The following is an 18,942-nucleotide window of genomic DNA, read 5'->3' as shown; positions in this document are numbered from 1 at the left end:
CGGACGCACTTCAGGCCTGCCCGGTGTCGGACTCTGGTCCGGGTATCGCCCGGAGGGCGTCTTGGTACAGCGCGAGGAGGTCGTTGACGACCATTTCGCGGGCCAGGACGCCCGCAACGGTCAGGACGTCCTGCCAGGCGGCGGCGTCCAGATGGGCCTGGTCGTCGGCGTCGGGCGGCAACCCTTCCGCCACGGCGTCGTAGGCGGCTCCGAGTTCTCGCATCAGGTCCGCGGCCGCACCATCCCTCCCCGCCACGCACGCCACCCTTTCCGGGGTTGACGTGCATCCGGCCGGCGTCGTCCTTGGTGACCGCGCAGGCGTCGTAGCCGGCGACGACGCCGAGCGAGTGGAGGTCCTTGGCGACGTCGTAGTCGACCCGCGCCGCGGCTTCGCTCGGGTACGTGCCGATGTGGACGAAGACTCCGCCAGGAGCTGGCCGTGGTTCTCTCCCGTCCGCCTTCGCCGTGTGCGGAGGAACACGGCGAGGTGCGTGGGTTCGCTGCCACCACGCCGACCGTCGGTGCCCTGGCGCCGACGGTCAATCGGTGTCGTGCAGCGTGCGTGCCCTCGGGAGCCACCGGGTTGTGACCGGTGGGCAGGATCGCCCGCCCCGGTCGCCCGGAACCACCGGATGTGCACGACCGCAGCCCGCAACGGCCGCCGCCGCCACAGGGCCACGCCCCCGGCCGACAGCAACGTCAACGGCCACGCCTCACCCGGCGCCCGCGGCGCGAACCGCCCCCGGCCCGCTTCCCGTGCGCCACCCGTCATCCGCGGAACCCACATCGTTCTCGACGGCACCAGGGCCCCCGGCCGCACGGGTGCCGTCACCAACCGCCCCGGAACACACAGCTCTGTCACGGTGATACCGCATCGCCGCGATCCGGTGACGCCCGACGCACCGGCGGAGGAAGTCGAGGCCCTCGTCGATGTGGGTGATCGGGGTCTTCTCCGGCGACAGGCGCAAACCATCGGGGAGAGGACTCCGGCGATCTCCTCACGGAGGGCTTCCGCGTCGACCTCGGTGCGAGACAACCAGGCACCAGTCGTCCGCGCGCCACGGACCGGCCACCCGCGGCTCGCCCGTGGTGCGGGATGCCCAGTCGGGCGGAGGAGCACATGCTGGAACTGATGGACGAGATCGGATGGCTTCCGACCCGGGCGGTGCCCGTCGCCTACGTTCCGTGGTGCGCCGTCGATCATCGCCGTGTCCATCCGAGTGGAAGGATCAATGAGATGGCGAAGCCCGAAGCAGTGTTCATCTACATCGGGACCTATCCGGACGAGACCGCGGCGCGTGCCGACTACGACGTCGTGAAGGACCTGCACTCGCTCGGTGCCGTCGGCAGCTACGACGCGTCGGTGGTGACCAAGGACGACGGGAAGGTGCACGTCAACAAGGACGAGACGGCCACCCGACACGGCGCGTGGGGCGGCGCCGCGGCCGGTGCCCTCGTCGGCATCCTGTTCCCGCCGGCGATCATCGGCACCGCCGCCGTGGGGGCGGCGGTGGGCGGAGTGGGCGGCCACCTGTGGCGCGGCATGTCGCGAGCCGACGTGAAGGAGTTCGGGGAACTCATCGACGAGGGCGAGGCCGCCTTGGTCATCGTCGGCGAGAGCACGCTCCAGCAGGCGTTGGACAAGGCCGAGCTGAAGGCCGAGAAGCAGGTGGCCAAGGATCTCGACGTGAGCTCGAAGGACATCGACAAGGCCATCCGGGAAGCCGCCGGCGAAGTCTCCTGACACCCCCTCGCGCAGCCGGATCCGGCACGGCCGGACGGGCCCGAGCCGCCGCGCCTTCGATCGCGGCGGCTCGGCCCGGCCGCAGAGGAACCGGTGTCTCCGCCCCGAAACGGGTGGGACACGCATCCGTATCCCGATCGACCGGGGCCGCTCGGCCGACCGGCCCGGCAACACGGCACCGCCCCCGGTCCCGGACCGATCGCAGGCTGCCCGCCCTCCCCCACGCACACACGCCGCCCGGATCGACCTCCCCGACCCGGGCAACCCACACCGACAGCGCCCGAACCCGGCGAGGAAGCCGAACCTCGGACTATCACTCTCGGTGATGACCGGATCACTGCGGACCAGCGAACGGGGTCCAACATCTCGAACAGCGTGTCCCACAGCCGGCCCGTCGCCTCCTCGCGCACACCGGCCACCAACCGCGCCAACGTCATCACCCCGGGCAACAACACCCGGCGCTCGCGCAACCACACCACCGACGCGTCGAACAACGCCTTCGGACCGTCGCCAGTCGTCCACGCCCGCGCGTCCACCCACGCCCGCAACTCCGCCTGCACGTCGGAGAACTCGCAATATCCGAACGCCTCCCGAAGCTCCCACACGTGCTCGAAGCGAGTCTTCTCCCGCGTGCCGTACTCCTTCGACACCGACGGATCGGCAATCCCCAACTGCCCGGCCAGGTAGTCCACCACCGCGGGCGGGGCCTCACCCGGGTCCGTGAGGAAGACCCCCAAGTACCGCAGCGTCGTCAACTGGACCGCGAATCCGAGCCGGTTGTGAGCCCGCCGCTTGGCCTCCACCAACGCCCGGTCCGCGTCGTCGAGGAAGAAGAACCGCTCAAACTCCACGCGAGCCGAACTGCACGGATGACACTCCTGGCGCCGGCGCCGTCCAACTGCTCCTTGAGGCTGCGTTCGACGGCTTCCGCGCGGTCCGCGTGCCCGGTTTCCTTCCTGGATGGTGCCGCATTCGCGGCCTGGGTCAGGCGGAATCGTTGACGGTGCTCGCGGGCACTTCGATGCCCTCGCGCACGAGGTGCAGAAGGCGGCGGCCGTGCGTGGCGCCGCCCCCGGCGATGCACAAACCACCGGCTACGGCGAGCAGGTCGTCCGTCGTCACGCCGCGGCGAATGGCACCGGCGGCCTGAGCCCGCGTCAGGAGCGGCTCGGCTGCGGCTCGCAGACTGTGGTGCCAGCGATCGAACAGCTCGGTGCGTATTTCCGCCGCGTCGTGGGTGGCGGCCAGGGCCAGGGGTCGCTTGTCCGCGACGTGTTCCATGAAGGCACCGAGCCAAGTGAACAACGCCTCGGTGGGTGAGGTCGGCGCCTGGGCGAGTGCCGCGCCTTCTTCGCACAGCGCGGCGACCTCGTCCGCGTAGACCGTGGCGAGCAGCTCGCCGCGGGTGGGGAAGTGTCGGTACAGCGTGGCGTTGCCGACGCCCGCCCGCTTGGCGATGTCGTCGAGCGCCGCGTCGGGGCCGTGCGTGTCGAAGAGTTCCTTGGCCGCCGCCACCAGTCGCTGTGCGTTGCGTGTCGCGTCGGCCCGCGCACGCCGCGGCTTCCCCGCCGCCGGGTTTCCCGTGCCGACCATGGCGCACCACCCTGGTTCCGTTGTTAACCGGGGATTTCCCCGGTTAACCAACACTCAGAAAGCGGGGAACTCCCCGGTTATACCGAGCCCCTGGCACCCGGACCGTCTCACCGCACCGCGAGAGGAACGACCGTGGCACTGAACGCCGAAGACCGCGTCACCATCACCGACCTGATCGCCTTGCACGGACACTTGGTCGACGTGGGCGAACTTCAGCGCCTCGACGAGCTGTTCACCGCCGATGTCATCTACGACGTCACCGACCTGGGGGGAACCGCGCTCGAGGGACTCGACGGCATCCGTCAGGCCGCACACGCACTCGGCGCCGGCAATCCCGTCGCGCACCACGTCACCAACATCGTGCTGACGCCGATCTCCGACACGGAGGTGGTGGCCCGTTCCAAAGGCATCGGCGTCAACACCGACGGCACGTGCGGCAGCGCGACGTACGAGGACACCGTTGTCAGGACTGACAGCGGCTGGCGTATCAGCCACCGCAAGGTCCACGCACGCCGCGTGCCTTTGAACGGCCTGTGGGGCTAGGTTCTGTCCTGCGGGTCATGTGCGGAGCCAGATGATCAGGGCTGCGAAGATGACGGTGCCGTGGAAGACGTAGCCGCCGCGTTTGTGTGTTTTTGGGTTGGGTGAGAACGTTTCGTGGCCGCCTGGGTGGGGGCGATGGGTGCGCAGGTCGCGTAGCTGCGGGGCCGGCCTGACGGTCATCGGCCGCGGACCGACGCAGGGCCGTGTGCCCGGGACCGAAGCCGCCGTTCGGATCACAAAAGCGGCCCCTTCCGGTGAATACCGAACGCCTCGTGAGCGAGGTAGCCGTCGCAGGGGTACGGCATCTCGGCAAAGGCGAACCGGAACCCACGAGGAGATCGGCTATGTACGCAGCAGTCCGGCGGTATGAACAAGTGACCGATCCGGCCGAGGCGGCACGCGTCGTGAAGGAGGGGTTCGTGCCGCTCATGCGGCAGGTTCCCGGCTTCGTGGCCTACTACTGGATCGACGCCGGGAACGGAGTGATGGTCTCCACCAGCGTCTTCCGGGACCGGGCCGGTGCCGAGGAATCGATCTCGAGGGCGTCGGAGTTCGTGCGGGACAACCTGGCGTCACTGCTCCCCACTCCTCCCCAGGTCATGACCGGGGAGGTTGTGGTTTCCACGTAGTGGCGCAGGCGTGCACCTGGTTCGGAGCGCGCGTCGCAGCGTGATGAGAACGCCGGAGCGAGCAGTGACGCGCGAGAGATGTGGCCCCGGTGTACCGCCTCGACGGGGACACCCGGGCGGAATACGCCCGTATCGCCGACGAGTTCCGAGAGAGTCGCCGGCCGCAGCCAACCACCTCCCGGTCGGCGCCCAGCACTTCTCCATCACCCGAATCGGCGGATCTGCCCCGACGGGCCCGAGCCGCAGCGCCCGTCCGACGTGGACATGCACGAACCGGACGCAGATGCACCCGCCGATGGACGAACACTGCACGATCACCCACGAAGAGGAGTGAACCGCGCCCACCCGCAGCCGGGGAGGAATCCGTCCGCGGCGTGTGAAGGACCGTTCTTCGGGAAAGCCGAGTCGGCGGAGCGTCAGGGTCTCGCCGTCCCGGGCGAGGACGAGGTATCGCGCGATCCGGTCCGTGTGCAGGCGGACCGAGTCGTTGGGTTGCGGGTCCCAGGGCGGCATCTCGGCGGTGCACCGAGGGCGGTGGTAGGAGCCGGGGCGGTTGTCCCCGAGGAAGGAGCCGGCGCAACCGGCGCAGCATCGCAACGGTGCCCCGGTCATGGCGTCTCGTCCCACGTGAGGGAGCCGGCGAACTCGGCGAACCAGCGTTCGCCCTCGCCGACGTTGGTGACTCCCGCGTCGACCATGTCGCCGAGGGGGATCGCCGATCGCGTCGGAGTCACCGACGGCACCATCCGACTGTCCAGCCCGCCGGGCGGACCGACTCTCGTCCGCGTGGAGATCCCGTGCTCGCCGCCGACAACGACCGCACCGACACGGTGACTCCCGGCAACGGCGCCGAAACCGGGGCGCCCCCCTTGCGGGTGATCCTCGCCGAAGACGCCGTCCTGCTGCGCGCAGGCCTCGCGGAACTTCTCGAACGCTTCGGATTCCAGGTCACCGCGGTCCCCGACGGAGCAACCCTCAAGGACACCGTACGCAAGGACACACCGGACCTCGTGATCACCGACGTCCGCATGCCGCCCGCGTTTGCGCTGTCCGGCAGGGCCCGGCCTCGAAGATCCTGGCGGCGTTCGAGCCCTGCGTGTGTATGCCACCGCCGGCGCCCCGCGCGGGGCTCGCACCATCGCGCTGCGCGTCCGGGCCACGAGGCTTGTGCCCTGGCGGTGGCATCGGTCACTTCGCGGGGTGTTGGGCTCGGTGCCGGCGGTGCCGGTGGTGCTGGTGGGGTTGACGGGTTGGCGATGACGCAGGTGGGGGCATTGGTGATGGACCGTCCCACATGCATGTACACACGGTCGCCTCGTTGCGCGAAACCAGAGCATCTGAGCAAAGTGGACATTCTTCCCAGATCGCGTCGCGTTGACACGCGTGACCCGTTGCCGATTTTTCCGGAGTTCGTGTGCCGAAGCCCGTCCTGACGTCCCAGCCATCCGTCGCCCGTCGCGTACGGATTCCCGCGCTCCCGGGCCGGGAGGCCGCCCGCCGGCTGCCGACCCTGGCGGTGGTCGGCGTGCTCGCGCTGACCGTCGCCGCGTGTGGTCAGGGTGACGGCGTGGGGCCTGCCCAGAGCGGCAGGGCAGCGTCGGTACCCGTGGATCCGCCCACGACGGCCGCCACGAACCCGGCTCCGGCCGACCCCGGGGCACGGGGCACGGCCCCGACCGGCCCGGCCGGGACGACCGTCCCCGGCCGTCGGGCGCGCAGTCGTCAGCGCCGGCGCCCTCGACGCCGTATCCCTCCACCCCACCGCCGACGACTCCCGCGTCGAGGGCCCCCGGCGCGCCTTCGTCGGCCGCGACGCCCGGCGGCCCCGACCAGGCCGCACCGGCCGGCCCGCCTGCGCCGGCGGCGACCCAGGCTGCGGCCATACCCCCGCCACGCGTGCCCATGGGCATCGTACGGAGCACCACCGACCCCGGTGACCGCACGGTGGCGCTCACCTTCGACGACGGCCCCGACCCGCGGTGGACACCGCAAGTGCTCGCGCTGCTCGACGAGTACGACGTCAAGGCCACCTTCTGCATGGTCGGCCCCAACGCCCGGCGCCACCCCGACCTGGTGCGCCGTGTGGTCGACGCCGGCCATCGACTGTGCGACCACTCGGTCACGCACGACGAGAAGATCGACAAGCGATCGGCCCCGCAGATCGAGCACGAGATCGTCCCCGCGCGCGACGCGATCGCCCAGGCCGCCCCGGGCCACGACGTCGACTGGTTCCGCGCGCCCGGCGGCGCGTGGTCTCCGACCGTGCGCCAGGTGTCGGCCGCGTACGGCTTGAAGCCCCTCGGCTGGTCGGTCGACACCCGCGACTGGGAGAAGCCCGGCGTCGACACGATCCTCGACAACGTGCGCCGTGAGCTGCGCCCCGGCGGCGTGATCCTCATGCACGATGCGGGCGGCGACCGCACCCAGAGCGTCGACGCGCTCGCGCGGCTTCTGCCATGGCTGAAGGACCGGGGCTACCGATTCGCGTTCCCGGCCTGAAACGACCGACCCCGGCATTCCAGTGCAGGTGTTGCACTGGGCGCCGATTCGGTGGTCCTTCGCGTCGCGAAGGCAGGACAAGTGCGTTGTGGCTCGTCCAGGACCGTGGCCGCGACTGGCACGGCGTTCGGCTGCGGTTGTGCGCCGTGCGTCGCAGGCGCGGGTCCGCTTCGGTCGGTTACGAGCTCGGGTTGTTCAGCAGCGTCTGTGGCCGGACCGGGGCGCTCGTCGCGGGCTTCGTCCGACCGTGTCGGATTCGGCACGGAGGCGGTTCAGGGCCCACGTGATGTCGTCGAGGAGTTGGCCCACGACCGCCGCGTCGGTCCGGGGGTGCAGAATGCAGACCCGGACGACGACGCCGTAGCCGGGGAGTTGCGTGGTGGCCAGGTAAGCGTTCTTGCGGGAGCAGATCAGTGCACACAGGCGAGCGTTGAGCCGCGCTTCATCGGCGCCTTCGTGTTCGGGGAGCAATCGGAAGTTGACCACCGGCAACACGAGTGGATGCGGCTGAATCACTTCTATGCCGGGTAGTCGCGCCGCGCGGGCGGAGAAGTCCGCTGCGAGGTCCATCGCCGTGTCCAACGCCCGCTCGAACGCGTGGATGCCGTGCATTTTCAAAGGCAACCATGCGGTGACACCGCGTACTTCCCGCGAGAGTTCCGGTCCCAATCCGCAGAAGTCCACGAGTTCGTCGTCGGTCGTCAGGCCCGGCAGGTAGGCGGCGTCCGACACTCGAAAGGCGTCACCGAGTCGTCGTTGATCGCGTACGAGCAGGGCCGAGTTTCCGTGCGGCAGGAACAGCGACTTGTGCCCGTCCACGGCGATCGAATCGGCGTTCTCGATGCCGGCGAGCGCCGCCCGGCCGCGCTCGGTGATGTGGAAGAACCCACCGAAACAGGCGTCCACGTGCAGCCAGATGTCGTGGGCTCGGCAGTATTCGGCGAGCAGGGGCAGGTTGTCGACGGCGCCGGAATTGGTGGTGCCCGCCGTGGCGATCACGCAGGTCGGGCGATGCCCGAGCGCGCGGTCGGCCTCGATGTGGGCGATCAGCGCGTCCGTGTCCATCGCGTAGGCCGGCGTCGTCGGAATCACGCGGACCGCCGACGCGGGGAATCCCGCCATCCGGGCGGCCTTCGTAATCGAGAAGTGCCCCTCGGCCGAGACGTAGAGTACCGGTTCGCCGCCTGCGGGCCGTGCTCTTTCGTCGTGCTCGCGTGCGCAGACGACCGCCATGAAGTTGGCGATGGAACCGCCGGTCGTCAGGTACCCGAAGGAGCCCTCGCCGTAGCCGAGCATGGAACAGAACCAGCGGATCACGTTGCGTTCGATCTGCTGGAACCCGGGCGCCGCGATCCATACGCCCGCGAAGCGGTTCACCGAACGTGCGACGAAGTCGGCTACCGCGCTCTGGAACAGGCCACCAGAGGGAACGTGCGCCATGAATCCGGGGTGCGGATGCATGGTGCCGTTCGCCATCGCAGGTCCGAAGATCTCACCGAGCAGCACCTCCACGCTCGTGCCGTTGGTGGGGACCACGTCCTCACGCAGCTCCTTCGCCGCCCGTATGCCGTCCTCGTATGCCGCTGGATCGAGCGAGTCGTCGACGTAAGAGGCCGGATGGACACCGGACGCCAAGCCTTCCCGGAATCCCAGCACGTGGGCCGACGCCAACTCGATCAGCCGGCGCGACTGGGCGGCCGACAGGTTCAGGTCCGGGCCCGAAGGCTCGTCGTCGGAGCGGGTGCCGAGCTGGTCCACCATGGTGGTTCCTTGCCTTCGTCGGGAGCGCGGGTGGCACCGGTGGCCACGTGGGGCCGATCCACGCGGCGGTGACGGCGATCGTCGATGCGGGGCGGCGGCTCACAGGTCGTCGAGCGCGACCGCTTCCGAGGCCCGCATTCGTCGCGCGAACCGATGAGCGATCTCCTCGGGTTCGACGTCCCGGCCAAGATTTTCGAACAGGTCGTCGAGCACCTTGCGGCCGCGATCGTGCGCGGCGATCACCTCGTCATAGGGGACGCTGGAGAACGCGATGGCTCCGTAGAGCGGCGCGAAGTAGTCCGGATGTGCCTTGTGCACCAACTCCTCGACCCGGTCGCGACGGCGCAGGTCGGCGTGCTCGACCGGCTCGGACAGTCGCGCCAAGTGGGCCCGGGACAGATCGGTGATCGCATGGCACGGCCCCAGGCGGGCGGCGGTGAACTCCGCCACGGCTTGCGGAACGAAGTCGTGGCGGGCGCGAAGGCGATCGAGAATGTCGAAGAAGACATGTACGTCCTCGAAGCCGCAGTTGATTCCCTGCCCGTAGAACGGGACCATCGTGTGCGCGGCATCGCCGATCAGTACCGCACGGCCGTGGTGGTAGCGGCTCGCCTTGACAATCCGTAGCGAGGCCCGCGGCCGCGCGAGGAACTCGTCGGTCAGGTGAGGCAACAACGGGAACGCGTCGGGGAACCTTGTCCGGAAAAAGGTCTCCACGTCCACAGCGCGAGTGAGGGTGTCGAAACTCGGCTCGACCGGATCGGCGGCGGAGACCGGCAGGAACAGTGTCACCGAGTACGACCGGTCCCGGTTCGGCTGGGCCAGCAGCATGCTGCCACCTCGCGGCCACACGTGCAGGCCCCGCGGTTCGCCCCCCGACCGGGAGGATCCGCCCAAGCGATCCTGCCCGTGCTCGCCCGGTGGGATCCGCAACTCGACGTAGCCGTGCTCGATGAACTCCTGACGGATGTCGAGCCGGCTTCCTCCTCGGGACATCTCGTGGCGGACCACGCTGCTCGCGCCATCGCACCCGACCACCAGGTCCGCCTCCCGGGTAAGCAGGCCGTCGCTGTTCGCGATGAACACCGCTCGCCCGGTATGCGCGTCCACGCGTACGCACTCGTGCTCGAAGTGGATCCTGACACCCGCACGCTCGGCCTCGTCCAGCATCGTGCGGTGCAACACCGACCGGGAAATCGACAACAGGTGCTGCTCAGGGTCCTTTCCATATGGCTGCGCCGTGCGCGTTCCGTCGGAGTGGTGCACGACTCTGTGGGTGCACGCAACCCCGGCACTCCACAGCCGGTTCCGAAGTTCGGGTTCCAGCGTGCCGGCGCCACGAAGGGTCAGGGTCAAGTTGAAGGAGTACGAGTGGCCGCGGGAGGAATCGGCCTCTCGGGGGTCCGGCGCGCGCTCGTAAACGTCCACCTCGAAGCCACGCTCTCGCAGCCGTTTGGCCATCAGACATCCGACCGGCCCACCACCGACGACTATTGCCTTCACTGCGTTCCTTCAGGTGTGCGCCGTCCCCATGAGACGGCAGTCCCGTCGCGAAGCGCGCTCGACGTGCTGTGCGCGGCGTGGCGAGGCTCTACGAGCGTGGAGACCCGGGCGCTCCCGACGGACCAACCGGAACCACATCGTCCGATTAGCCGCGACGCCCCGCTATCCACTTTGCGAAATCGGCGATCGCAGCGCTTGCCGAATACTCGTCCTTGCTGTCGCGAAAAAGGCCCGGGATGCCGCGACGGGCTCGATACCATCGCGCCGTCGCCCAGGGCGATCTCATGGCTCGCGGGGTGGGTCCCGATGCGGCGTGCTCGGGTGAGGGCACGGTCCGTCGACCCGATCATCGACTACGAAAATCTTGCGGGAGTCGAACTCTCTTCAGTCCGGGGTGGCTCTCCCGGACGGGACTGGAGTGCGTGATCGCGCGGTCTCGGACGCCCCTTGTCACGGCGGCGGGGCCTGGCATGCCGTGCCCGGCTCGGGGGCGAGCCGGGCGGTCGTCCTCGGCGGGCGTGTCGGGGCTGTCGGGTGCTCCCCGGGTGCAGGAGCAGGGAGGCCACGAACTGCACGGCGGTGACGGCGATGAGTGTGGTGAAGACCGGTGCCCACGAGCCGGTCCTGTCGTGGAGGGCCGCGAAGAGGACCTGAGCGAGTGCCGCGACGGGGAACGAGGTCGCGAACACCATTGCCGAGAGTCGACCGGCGGAGGCGGGATCCGGCGCGATCCGTACTACCAGGACCAGCGCAAGCGGAAATGCGCCGCCGAGCGTGAGCCCCAGGAGGACGGTCGTCGGCCAGGGCGCGGCATCCGGGGCGAAGGCCAGGAGGACCATGCCCACCATCGCACCGCCCACGGTGGACGCGAGCACGGGTCGGTGGTCGCGGATACGGTCCGCCAGCATCGGGATGGCGACACCCGAGACGATCCCGGCGATTCCGAACGCCGCGAGGAGGAACCCCGCGCGATCGGGTGTCCAACCGCGTTCGATGAAGGCGGGAGCGAGCCAGCCGACGATCCCGTAGTACGCGGTCGTCTGCATCATCAGAAACGCGGAGAGCCCCCAGGCGATCGGTCGCCTCCACGGAGACTGTCCGGCGCGGCGCCGTGGCGCGGGTTCGACAACGCGCGACGCTCGGGCGTGGTACAGCACCGGAAGCCACGCGAGGAGCCCGACCGCGGCGGGGACCGCGGACGCGAGCAGGGCCACACGCCATGAGCCGAAGTCGACGGATATCGGGACGGACACGGCGCCGGCGGCCGAGGCTCCTATGCCCAAGCCGGCGCTGTACAGGCCGGTGACGGCTCCGGCGCGGTGCGGAAAATAGGTCTTGACCACGCCCGGCAGGGCCGTACCGAGGACCGCGATGGCAATGCCGACCAAAAGCGTGCCGGCGAACAGCGCCACCACGGAAGCGTGAGCCACGCGCAATCCCAGGCCGGCGAGGAGAACCGTGATGGCGGCGGCGATCGTGGCCTCGTATCCGCGGCGCGTCGCCATGCGGTGCGCCGCGGGGGCAAACAGCCCCATTGCGACGACGGGTATCGCTATCAGGGCTCCTGCGGCCGCGTTCGAAAGGCGGAGATCCCCGCGGATCTCGGCGAGGAGAGGCGGGACGGCCGTGATCGCCGCACGCAGGTTGAGCGAGACCAGGAGCAGGCCCACCAGGACCGCGACCGGCGCGGATTCGGAACGTGCGGTGTCCGGCGGTTTCGCCCCGGTCGGAGCGGGGGCCGCCGGAAGGACGGCATGCGGGATCGGCTCCTCCTCGTCGACTGTGAAACGGCTCCGTCCGCGGCCGGCGGTCGTGTTCGGCTCGTGCTCGCGCCGGAGCCCGGCGGCGGCGCCACGGCGACACGGTTTGGTCACCCGTTACGCGAGGTGCCGGCGCGATGCAGCGGAGAGTTGACACGTGACGCGCTGCCGCCGTGTGTGTCCGCCCACGAGACCAGGGCCGCGTGACAGGCGTGGTCCAGGTGTCGCAGTTCGGACACGTCCAGATGGATCGCCCGATCCTGGGGAAGCGCCTCCAGGGTCGCCAGGATCCGGGGCAGCCGCAGGAAGGTGGCGTTCCCGACCATACGGACTCGAATGTCGTGCTCCGTCTCGATCACGTCGATGCGCACCGCGGACGTTTCCCACGCCGACTTCGCCACCGCGAGCAGCAGCCCGAGGACGACTCCCTCAAGCAGGTTGGTGACCACGATCGCGCCCGCGGTGGCCACCAGTACGCCCGCTTCCGCCCGATCCCGCCGCCACCAGCGCAGGCACTCGGCCGGTGCCAGCAGCTTCCAACCGGCGTGCACGAGCACTCCGGCCAACGCCGCCAACGGGATCGCCCCCAGCGCGGACGGGACCAGGGCGGCGAACAGCAACAGCCACAGCCCGTGCAGGATGCGGGACGCCTTGGTCCGCGCGCCCGCCTGCACGTTGGCGGCGCTGCGGACCACGACCGCGGTCATGGGCAGGGCACCCAGGATCCCGCAGCACACGTTGCCGACGCCCTGCGCCATCAGTTCCTTGTCGTACTTCGTGCGTGCTCCCTTGTGCATCCGGTCCACGGCGGCGGCGCTGAACAGGCTCTCGGCCGAGGCGATGAGCGCGAACGCTGCCGCCGTGCCCAGCACTTCGACCTCGGCAACGCGGGAGAACGCGTTCGTGTCGGGCGGCTGGATCGCGTTGAACAGTCCCTCGACGTGTACATGGGACACCGGAGCGTCGAGGAGCGCCGCGGCGGCGGTGGCCAGGCCGACGGCGGCAAGCGGCGCGGGTATCGTCCGGATCCGGCGCGGCAGACGCGGCCACAGCAGCAGCGTCACGATCACGCCCGCGCCCAGTGCGCACGCGGTCAGGGCACGTCGATCGCCGGCGACGTCGCCGACGAGCCCGGGCAAGCCGGCCAGGTTGGCCGCCGCGTCGCCGCGCGGAGCGGCGCCCAGCAGCGCGTAGGTCTGGCTCGCCATCAGGACGAGTCCGATGCCGGCGAGCATGCCCTGGACGACCGACGAGGAGATGGCACGAAACCACGCCCCGATCCCGCCGGCGCCCATGAGGATCTGGAGCACGCCCGCGACCAGCACGATCACGCCGAGGGTGGCGAGACCGTAGGCGCGGACCGCCTCGTACACGAGGACGGTGAGTCCGGCGGCGGGCCCGCTGACCTGCAACCGACTACCGGGCAGGGCGCCGACGACCAGGCCTCCCACGATGCCGGTGACGAGGCCGAGTTCGGCGGGTACCCCGGAGGCGACGGCGACGCCGATACACAGGGGGAGGGCGACGAGAAAGACGACGAGCGAAGCGGTGAAGTCGGGTCGGGTGATGCGAGGGCGGCCAAAGATCAGGTCGCGCGGCATGACAGGGGTTCCATATCCGGTAAGTGCGGCGGTGTGGCAGAAGCCGCGTCGTGCGGGAGGTCGAGTGTTCGAAGGCGGGTCACGGGCGGGGTGACAGGAGGGTCACAGGGGGCGGAACGCCCGTTCGCGTGCGGAGTACGTCCGCACCGTGCCGGTGTCGATCTCGTAGAACCAGCCATGCAAGCGCAGTCGGCCGGCCCGGACGCGGGTCGCGACGAACGGGTACTCCGCCAGCCGTTCGAGTTGGGCGACCACGTGCTCGTGGATCGCGGCGGACACGCTGCCGGCGGCCTCGCCCGATGTCGTCTTCCCCGCGTTCGGCCGCGGTTGGGCCAGTCGGAGCCAGTCCCGCACGGCGGGCATGGCACTGAGGTCCTGGTCGGTCACGACGGCCGTGACGGCCGCGCAGTGGGAGTGGCCGCAGACCACGATGTCGGGGACTTCCAGGACGGTGACGGCGTACTCGATCGTGGCGGCGACGCCGCACGGGCGCCGCAGGCCGTGTGGTGGAACGATGTTTCCGGCGTTACGAATCTCGAAGAGTTCTCCGGGCTGAGCCCCGGTGAGCAGGGCGGGTACGACTCGGGAATCGGAACAGGTGATGAACAGTCCCTGTGGTTTTTGCCCTTCGGCGAGGGCGGCGAAGTCTCCGGACCGATCGGAGACGATCTCGCGATAGTCACGGGCGTGTCGGATCAGCGACTGCACGGCACGTGCCTCCTGGGGCATCGAGGTGTCGGCGTTGTCGTCGGCGGGCCCGAATCCCGGCTTCGGGCGCGCAGCGAGCCGGCCCGCACGCTGCGCGCGGGTCGGCTGTCGGTGCTGTGTGGGGAGCGGATCGAGTCGACGCCGGGGATCGCCGTCTGGTGCGGCCCCCTACGGGTGACTGCATCAGCATCCGGGTGGCCGGCCAAGGTTGTGGCGGTTAACCGAGCATGATGAACGCACCGGTAGGTCCGGGGAACGCGGGGCGTGCAGATCCCGTCCTTGACTACGCAGGTCGCGCGAGCGAGCGACCCCGGTGGTACGACAGCGATGTGGATGAGAGACCCGATGGAGGGCCTGTGGTGCGACGAGGACTTCGCCGACTGGTACCCGCGCGACGGGCGCCCGAGCCTCTCGCCCGCTCAGCCGGCCACCGTCTGTGCGCCCAACCCGCGACGGCCGGGTCGAGCATCCTCGATCCTCGAAAGGACACGAGCCGCGAAGCCCCACCGCGGTGTTGGAACTCCGGCCACCTCGGGGCTCGGTACGCGAGGACCGGGTCGGTGAGCGCGGTGGGGCTTCGCGCGGCCGGGCGTGATTACCGGTAGACGCGAACGTAGTCGGCGGCGAACGTGAGCGGATCGTCGTCGCTCGGCGCGGGGTGGTACTCACCGGCACAGACCGACAGGTTCAGGATGAGGTAAGCCGACCACGACGTCCCCACGCCGGTGTCGTCCGCGAAGACCTTGACGCCGTTGACGTACCAATCGACCGACCGCGCGCCGTACTTCGTGCCGATGGTCACCCACTCGCCGGGAGATATCGCGAGCGCGTCGGTGTGGTACCGCTGACTCGGCCGGACGTGGTTGGTCAGCTCCAGCAGGTTCGGGTTGTCGGGGTGGTACTCGAACGAGTCGATCTCGTTGCCGCCGTCTTGCCACGTCCACAATGCGGGCCAGGCCCCGTCACCGGAGGGCATCCGCACTCGTGTCTCGACGTAGTCGCCGGTCCGCACTCGAAAGCCCTCCGCGGAACCCTCGGTGGTGAGCAGCCCGGTGGACCATGCCCGCTTGCCGTTCTCCAGGTCGTGCGCCCCGGGGCGTGCGGTGAACGTGGCGATCCCGCCTTCCACGTTCACGTTCGAGCGGTCCAGCCAGTCGAGCTTGTTGTCGTCGGGGTTGTGGTCGCCGTATCGGTAGGCGCTGCTCCGGTCGCCGACCCAACGCGTCTCCGAGCTGATCGGCGCATCGAACTCCTCGGCCCACAAAGGCGCTTGACCGACCTTGACGGGGTCTTTCGCGGAGGTGGCGGCATCGGCCTGAGCCGCTGTTCCGCTCGTGACGAGGGCGATCAGGACCGACAATGCGATCCGGCCGGATTTCGACACTTGGGGCTCCTTCGTATCGTGTGGCTTGAACTCTGGCTTCCACGGGTTGCGTGTCGTCGCAACGCCGCCGGACTGTGGGGCCATCGACTGCGGCGCCGGCTCGCGTGGGTTCGCGGCCCCGGGCATTGCTGCCCGGGGCCGCAAACCGCTTGTCCGAGGGGGTTTGTCAGAGCCGGACTGTCAGAGCCGGCTGGATTGTCGGAGACCTGGTGTTCAGGACGCGTTGCCCACCGGCAGCGGGAGAGTGGCGGTGGTCGCGGTGACGGTGTCCGTCACCGTGGTCTTGACCGTGCCGACCGTGCCCTCGAGGGCGGGCCGGGTCTGCTCGACGTTCTTGCCGAGGCTGTCGGCGCTCTGGACATCGCCAACGGACGGCAGGTCCGCCGTACGCGGGGCGGGCAGCGTGCGCACGGTGCCGGGCAGCGTCAGCGGGGCCGAGGGCAGCCCCGACGGCAGGTCGGCGGGCAGGTCGGCGGGCACACTCGACGACAGCTCCGCAGGGACACCGGCGGGCAATTCGGCCGGCACACCCGACGGCAGCTCGGCCGGCACACCGGCAGGCAACTCGGCAGGGACGCCGTCAGGCAGAACCGGTGCCGCGAGCGCGGTCTTCACGGCATGGGTGACCTGGGCGGCGTCGATGTCGGTGACCTGGTCGAGGTCGGCCGGAACGCCAGGAACGGTGGGAACGGCGGGGGCGGCCGGAACGCCCGGAACGGCGGGAACGGCGAGAGCAGCCGGAACGCCCGGAACGCCGGGAAGAGTCGAAGCCGCTGCGGCTGCCGTCGGCAGCGACGGCAGGAACGGGACGGTGGCCGCCCCGGCCGTGGTCTGCCCCAGAGCCGCGAGACCGACGGCGACACCGGCGAGAACGAAACCGCGGCGAACAATATTGCGCATGAGTGAGAACTCCCTGATGGGGTGGGTCGATCGATGGGGTGTTGCTGCGAACCGCGGATGCCGACACGGGCGTCCGGGCGCGGATCCGCTCGGATCGAGCCCGCACATGGGCTACGACCGGGCGGAAATCGGAGGGGTCACCCGATCGAGGCCGGGCCACGGGTGCCAACGGCACCGGCGACGGCATCGATCACAGGGTGAGCCGGCTCGGACCGATCACGGTCGAGCGGGGGAGAATCGCGTCAGGCGGGAGAGACCGAGACCTTTTCGGGCCGGTCGACCGGCTGGGCGACGGGAGCGCCCAAACCCTGCGCGGGTACAAGGCGTGCCGGAGCGACGGGTGTGGCCGGCACCGGAGTGCCCGCGGCGTCGCCACCGCGATGCGCGGAGCCGACGACCGCGTCGTCGGGCGCCACCGACCCGTGCGGCGACTGCCGGCGGGGCGAATCCGTGTCATGCGGGACGAGCGCCGTCGCGCCGCGCTCGGCGTCGGCGCGGCCGGCCATCGAAAACTCGTGGCCGAGCGCGGACGGATCAGCCGAAGAGGCCGACGGGTGCGTCGGCGACACAACGGTCGCGGGGGTCGTCGTGAGCCCGATCGACGACGTGGCGATCTCGCTCGACGGCGGCGCGAACGCCGCGTCGTCCGACCAAGCGGGATACGGTTCGACCGTCTCGCCGCGCGGGTCGGTCGGCTTCGCAGGCAGGACCTCGGGCAGATCATCGGCGAGGTCGTGCAACGGCGGGCGAATCACCGTTTCCCGCAACTGCTCCGTGACGCGATCGGCGTAGCGCGTCACGGTCTTCGGCGACGCAATGCCGGTCTTGCCGGGCGTGCCCTGCGGCAACACAACGGCGACAGCCGGCTTCTTCGGCGACACCACGGCGGTCTTGCCGGGCGTGACCTTCGGCAACGCGTCGGCGACGCGTCCCGCGACAGGGTCGGTCGGGTTGTCGATCCGGGCGACCGTATCGGTGACCGTGTCGACCGGTACCTCTGCGGCCCGCGCCTGGTCCGACAGCGCCCACCCGAGCAACACCATGCCTGCCGCGAACAGCAGCACGAGCACCGCACGCCGCGCGGCCGACGTGCTCGAAAGCACGCGGCAGGGCATGGCGAATGCGGTACACAGCAAGGGAGTTGGCCTCTTTCGGAACGCGATAAACGGGGCGTGGCCGGGGCGACACGCAGAGCATGGCACAAAGGTCGGGGGGCACCGCAACCCCACTGCCCGATGCCGGATTGTTTACGCAAGTCCGAGCACTTCCACGGCAGTTTGCCCGAATCGGCGCTCTCGTCGATATTTTCCGGAACTTCCCATCGGTCATCCCGAATACGCGGGGCGTCGCCGCAGATCTCACATGACGTCCCCATGGCAGGTAACCTTTCGAACGGCGATCCCTACACTCGGACTTCGCCGCGCTCGGCGCCGCGTTCGCCATCGAATCGCACGTCGGTCGTCGTGGACCCACGTCCCATCCCGTCCGTCATGCCGCCGGAACGCTACTCGGCGGCGCACCTCAGCCGAGCCGGCCGCCGCGCTGGACCACAGCGTGCGCGGCGAGGACGTCTGCGTTTGAAAGCCCGCCCGGGTGAGCAACCTCGTCAAGTGGTTGTACCAGTCGATCCACTCGGCGGTGGCGAGTTCCACGGCGGCCGGGGTGTGCCACGGGCCGCGGGGTCTGATCAATTCCGTCTTGTGGCGGCCGATGGTGGATTCCATCAGGGCACTGTCAAGGGCGTCGCCGACGGTGCCGATGGATCCGGCAGTGCCCTCGCGCGCCAGGTGGGCGGCGGGGCGGGACGAGGTGTATTGCGACCCGGCGTCGCAGTGGTGGATCAACTCCCCCTGCAGGACGGGTTGTTGCGTCCGGTCGCGTCGCCACAGGCCCCATCTCGGACGCCGAGAGTACGAGGTCGGTGCGTTTGTTGGTGGCGGCCGACCAACCGACGACGCGGCGCGAGAAGGTGTCCACGACGAACGCGACGTAGACGGTGCCGGCCCACGCGGCGACATGTGTGAAGTTCGCCGGCCACACGCGGTTCGGCGCCGACGCAACGAAATCGCGTCACAACAGGTCCGGCGCCCGCGTGGCGCTCGGGTCGGCCTCGGTCGTGCGGACCTTCCCGCCGCGGACCGCGCCGGAAAGCCCGGCGTCCTTCATCAACCGGGCGACGGTGCATCGGGCGACGTCGGTGCCGGGAGTTGGGCGCGGCGTGGTTCGGCGTGCGGCGAGCCCGGGACGCCGGTGAGACGGTCGCTGCGATCTGGTCCGGGTCTACCCGACGTGATGCAGCCAGGGATTGTAGACGGCC

General features: G+C 70.0%; 16 protein-coding genes and 2 pseudogenes. 5 read left to right on the top strand and 13 right to left on the bottom strand.

The genetic code is table 11. From position 1 onward, the window contains the following. Positions 1-10 precede the first annotated feature (10 nt). The gene (locus OG928_RS45060; RefSeq protein WP_331767815.1) at positions 11-256 is read right to left on the bottom strand and encodes a hypothetical protein; all 246 of its coding nucleotides are present in this window, start codon (positions 254-256) and stop codon (positions 11-13) included. Positions 257-1,237: 981 nt separating this feature from the next. On the opposite strand from OG928_RS45060, the gene OG928_RS45055 reads away from it, so the two are divergent. Continuing rightward, positions 1,238-1,744, top strand: a complete 507-nt coding sequence (locus tag OG928_RS45055) for a DUF1269 domain-containing protein (RefSeq protein ID WP_331767814.1) — start codon at positions 1,238-1,240, stop codon at positions 1,742-1,744. A gap of 359 nt (positions 1,745-2,103) precedes the next feature. On the opposite strand, the pseudogene OG928_RS45050 reads toward OG928_RS45055, so the two are convergent. Together OG928_RS45050 and OG928_RS45045 are read right to left on the bottom strand one after the other, a co-directional pair. Next, positions 2,104-2,601 (bottom strand): annotated as a pseudogene (locus tag OG928_RS45050) (DUF4158 domain-containing protein); the annotation flags it as partial. A gap of 127 nt (positions 2,602-2,728) precedes the next feature. Then, entirely contained in the window at positions 2,729-3,337 is a 609-nt protein-coding gene (locus OG928_RS45045; RefSeq protein ID WP_331767813.1) for a TetR/AcrR family transcriptional regulator, read from the bottom strand. A 132-nt stretch (positions 3,338-3,469) separates the two neighbouring features. Here OG928_RS45045 and OG928_RS45040 point away from each other — a divergent pair, with 132 nt between their 5' ends. Then, entirely contained in the window at positions 3,470-3,880 is a 411-nt protein-coding gene (locus OG928_RS45040; protein ID WP_331767812.1) for a nuclear transport factor 2 family protein, read from the top strand. 344 nt (positions 3,881-4,224) lie between these two features. Further along, on the top strand, positions 4,225-4,509 hold the full coding sequence (locus OG928_RS45035) for a hypothetical protein (RefSeq protein ID WP_331767810.1): 285 nt from the start codon (positions 4,225-4,227) through the stop codon (positions 4,507-4,509). A gap of 608 nt (positions 4,510-5,117) precedes the next feature. Here the strand turns inward: OG928_RS45035 and OG928_RS45030 are convergent. Further along, positions 5,118-5,243: a hypothetical protein gene (locus tag OG928_RS45030; RefSeq protein WP_331768363.1), complete on the bottom strand. Its 126-nt coding sequence runs from the start codon at positions 5,241-5,243 to the stop codon at positions 5,118-5,120. Between the two features lie 63 nt (positions 5,244-5,306). Here OG928_RS45030 and OG928_RS45025 point away from each other — a divergent pair, with 63 nt between their 5' ends. Then, on the top strand, positions 5,307-5,942 hold the full coding sequence (locus OG928_RS45025) for a response regulator (protein ID WP_406291896.1): 636 nt from the start codon (positions 5,307-5,309) through the stop codon (positions 5,940-5,942). 469 nt (positions 5,943-6,411) lie between these two features. Then, entirely contained in the window at positions 6,412-7,008 is a 597-nt protein-coding gene (locus OG928_RS45020) for a polysaccharide deacetylase family protein (protein WP_331767809.1), read from the top strand. Positions 7,009-7,203: 195 nt separating this feature from the next. Here OG928_RS45020 and OG928_RS45015 read toward each other — a convergent pair whose 3' ends face one another. The 9 genes and pseudogenes from OG928_RS45015 to OG928_RS44975 form a co-directional block, all read right to left on the bottom strand. After that, complete coding sequence (locus tag OG928_RS45015; RefSeq protein ID WP_331767808.1) at positions 7,204-8,769, bottom strand: aminotransferase class V-fold PLP-dependent enzyme; 1,566 nt, start codon at positions 8,767-8,769, stop codon at positions 7,204-7,206. Positions 8,770-8,868: 99 nt separating this feature from the next. Further along, positions 8,869-10,272, bottom strand: a complete 1,404-nt coding sequence (locus tag OG928_RS45010) for an NAD(P)/FAD-dependent oxidoreductase (protein WP_331767807.1) — start codon at positions 10,270-10,272, stop codon at positions 8,869-8,871. 353 nt (positions 10,273-10,625) lie between these two features. Continuing rightward, positions 10,626-12,146 (bottom strand): MFS transporter, encoded by a 1,521-nt coding sequence (locus OG928_RS45005; RefSeq protein WP_331767806.1) that lies wholly within the window; start codon positions 12,144-12,146, stop codon positions 10,626-10,628. Further along, a complete protein-coding gene (locus tag OG928_RS45000; RefSeq protein WP_331767805.1) occupies positions 12,143-13,633 on the bottom strand; it encodes a SulP family inorganic anion transporter in 1,491 nt (496 codons plus the stop codon). Before OG928_RS45000 ends, OG928_RS45005 begins: the two co-directional genes overlap by 4 nt. A 102-nt stretch (positions 13,634-13,735) precedes the next feature. Next, positions 13,736-14,341, bottom strand: coding sequence for a carbonic anhydrase (locus tag OG928_RS44995; RefSeq protein ID WP_331767804.1), 606 nt, complete (start codon positions 14,339-14,341; stop codon positions 13,736-13,738). Positions 14,342-14,936: 595 nt separating this feature from the next. After that, positions 14,937-15,725, bottom strand: a complete 789-nt coding sequence (locus tag OG928_RS44990) for a glycoside hydrolase family 16 protein (protein WP_331767803.1) — start codon at positions 15,723-15,725, stop codon at positions 14,937-14,939. A gap of 213 nt (positions 15,726-15,938) precedes the next feature. Continuing rightward, positions 15,939-16,625 carry a hypothetical protein gene (locus tag OG928_RS44985; protein WP_331767802.1) on the bottom strand — a complete coding sequence of 229 codons (687 nt, stop codon included), beginning with the start codon at positions 16,623-16,625 and terminating at the stop codon, positions 15,939-15,941. A 242-nt stretch (positions 16,626-16,867) separates the two neighbouring features. Then, on the bottom strand, positions 16,868-17,695 hold the full coding sequence (locus OG928_RS44980) for a hypothetical protein (protein WP_331767801.1): 828 nt from the start codon (positions 17,693-17,695) through the stop codon (positions 16,868-16,870). Between the two features lie 664 nt (positions 17,696-18,359). After that, positions 18,360-18,668: pseudogene (locus OG928_RS44975) on the bottom strand (DDE-type integrase/transposase/recombinase); the annotation flags it as partial. Positions 18,669-18,942 lie beyond the last annotated feature (274 nt).

Origin of the sequence: Embleya sp. NBC_00896 (assembly GCF_045207785.1) — a bacterium.
GTDB lineage: Bacteria > Actinomycetota > Actinomycetes > Streptomycetales > Streptomycetaceae > Embleya.
Note: the sequence above shows the minus strand (reverse complement) of the source record. Positions and strands in the feature narration are given on the sequence as shown.

What these genes read in the sequence shown, in the direction of transcription:
- OG928_RS45000 (WP_331767805.1), bottom strand. Translation starts at nt 13,633, where the DNA reads ATGCCGCGCGACCTGATCTTTGGCCGCCCTCGCATCACCCGACCCGAC.
- OG928_RS45045 (WP_331767813.1), bottom strand. Translation starts at nt 3,337, where the DNA reads ATGGTCGGCACGGGAAACCCGGCGGCGGGGAAGCCGCGGCGTGCGCGG.
- OG928_RS44985 (WP_331767802.1), bottom strand. Translation starts at nt 16,625, where the DNA reads ATGCGCAATATTGTTCGCCGCGGTTTCGTTCTCGCCGGTGTCGCCGTC.
- OG928_RS45035 (WP_331767810.1), top strand. Translation starts at nt 4,225, where the DNA reads ATGTACGCAGCAGTCCGGCGGTATGAACAAGTGACCGATCCGGCCGAG.
- OG928_RS45055 (WP_331767814.1), top strand. Translation starts at nt 1,238, where the DNA reads ATGGCGAAGCCCGAAGCAGTGTTCATCTACATCGGGACCTATCCGGAC.
- OG928_RS45020 (WP_331767809.1), top strand. Translation starts at nt 6,412, where the DNA reads ATGGGCATCGTACGGAGCACCACCGACCCCGGTGACCGCACGGTGGCG.
- OG928_RS45015 (WP_331767808.1), bottom strand. Translation starts at nt 8,769, where the DNA reads ATGGTGGACCAGCTCGGCACCCGCTCCGACGACGAGCCTTCGGGCCCG.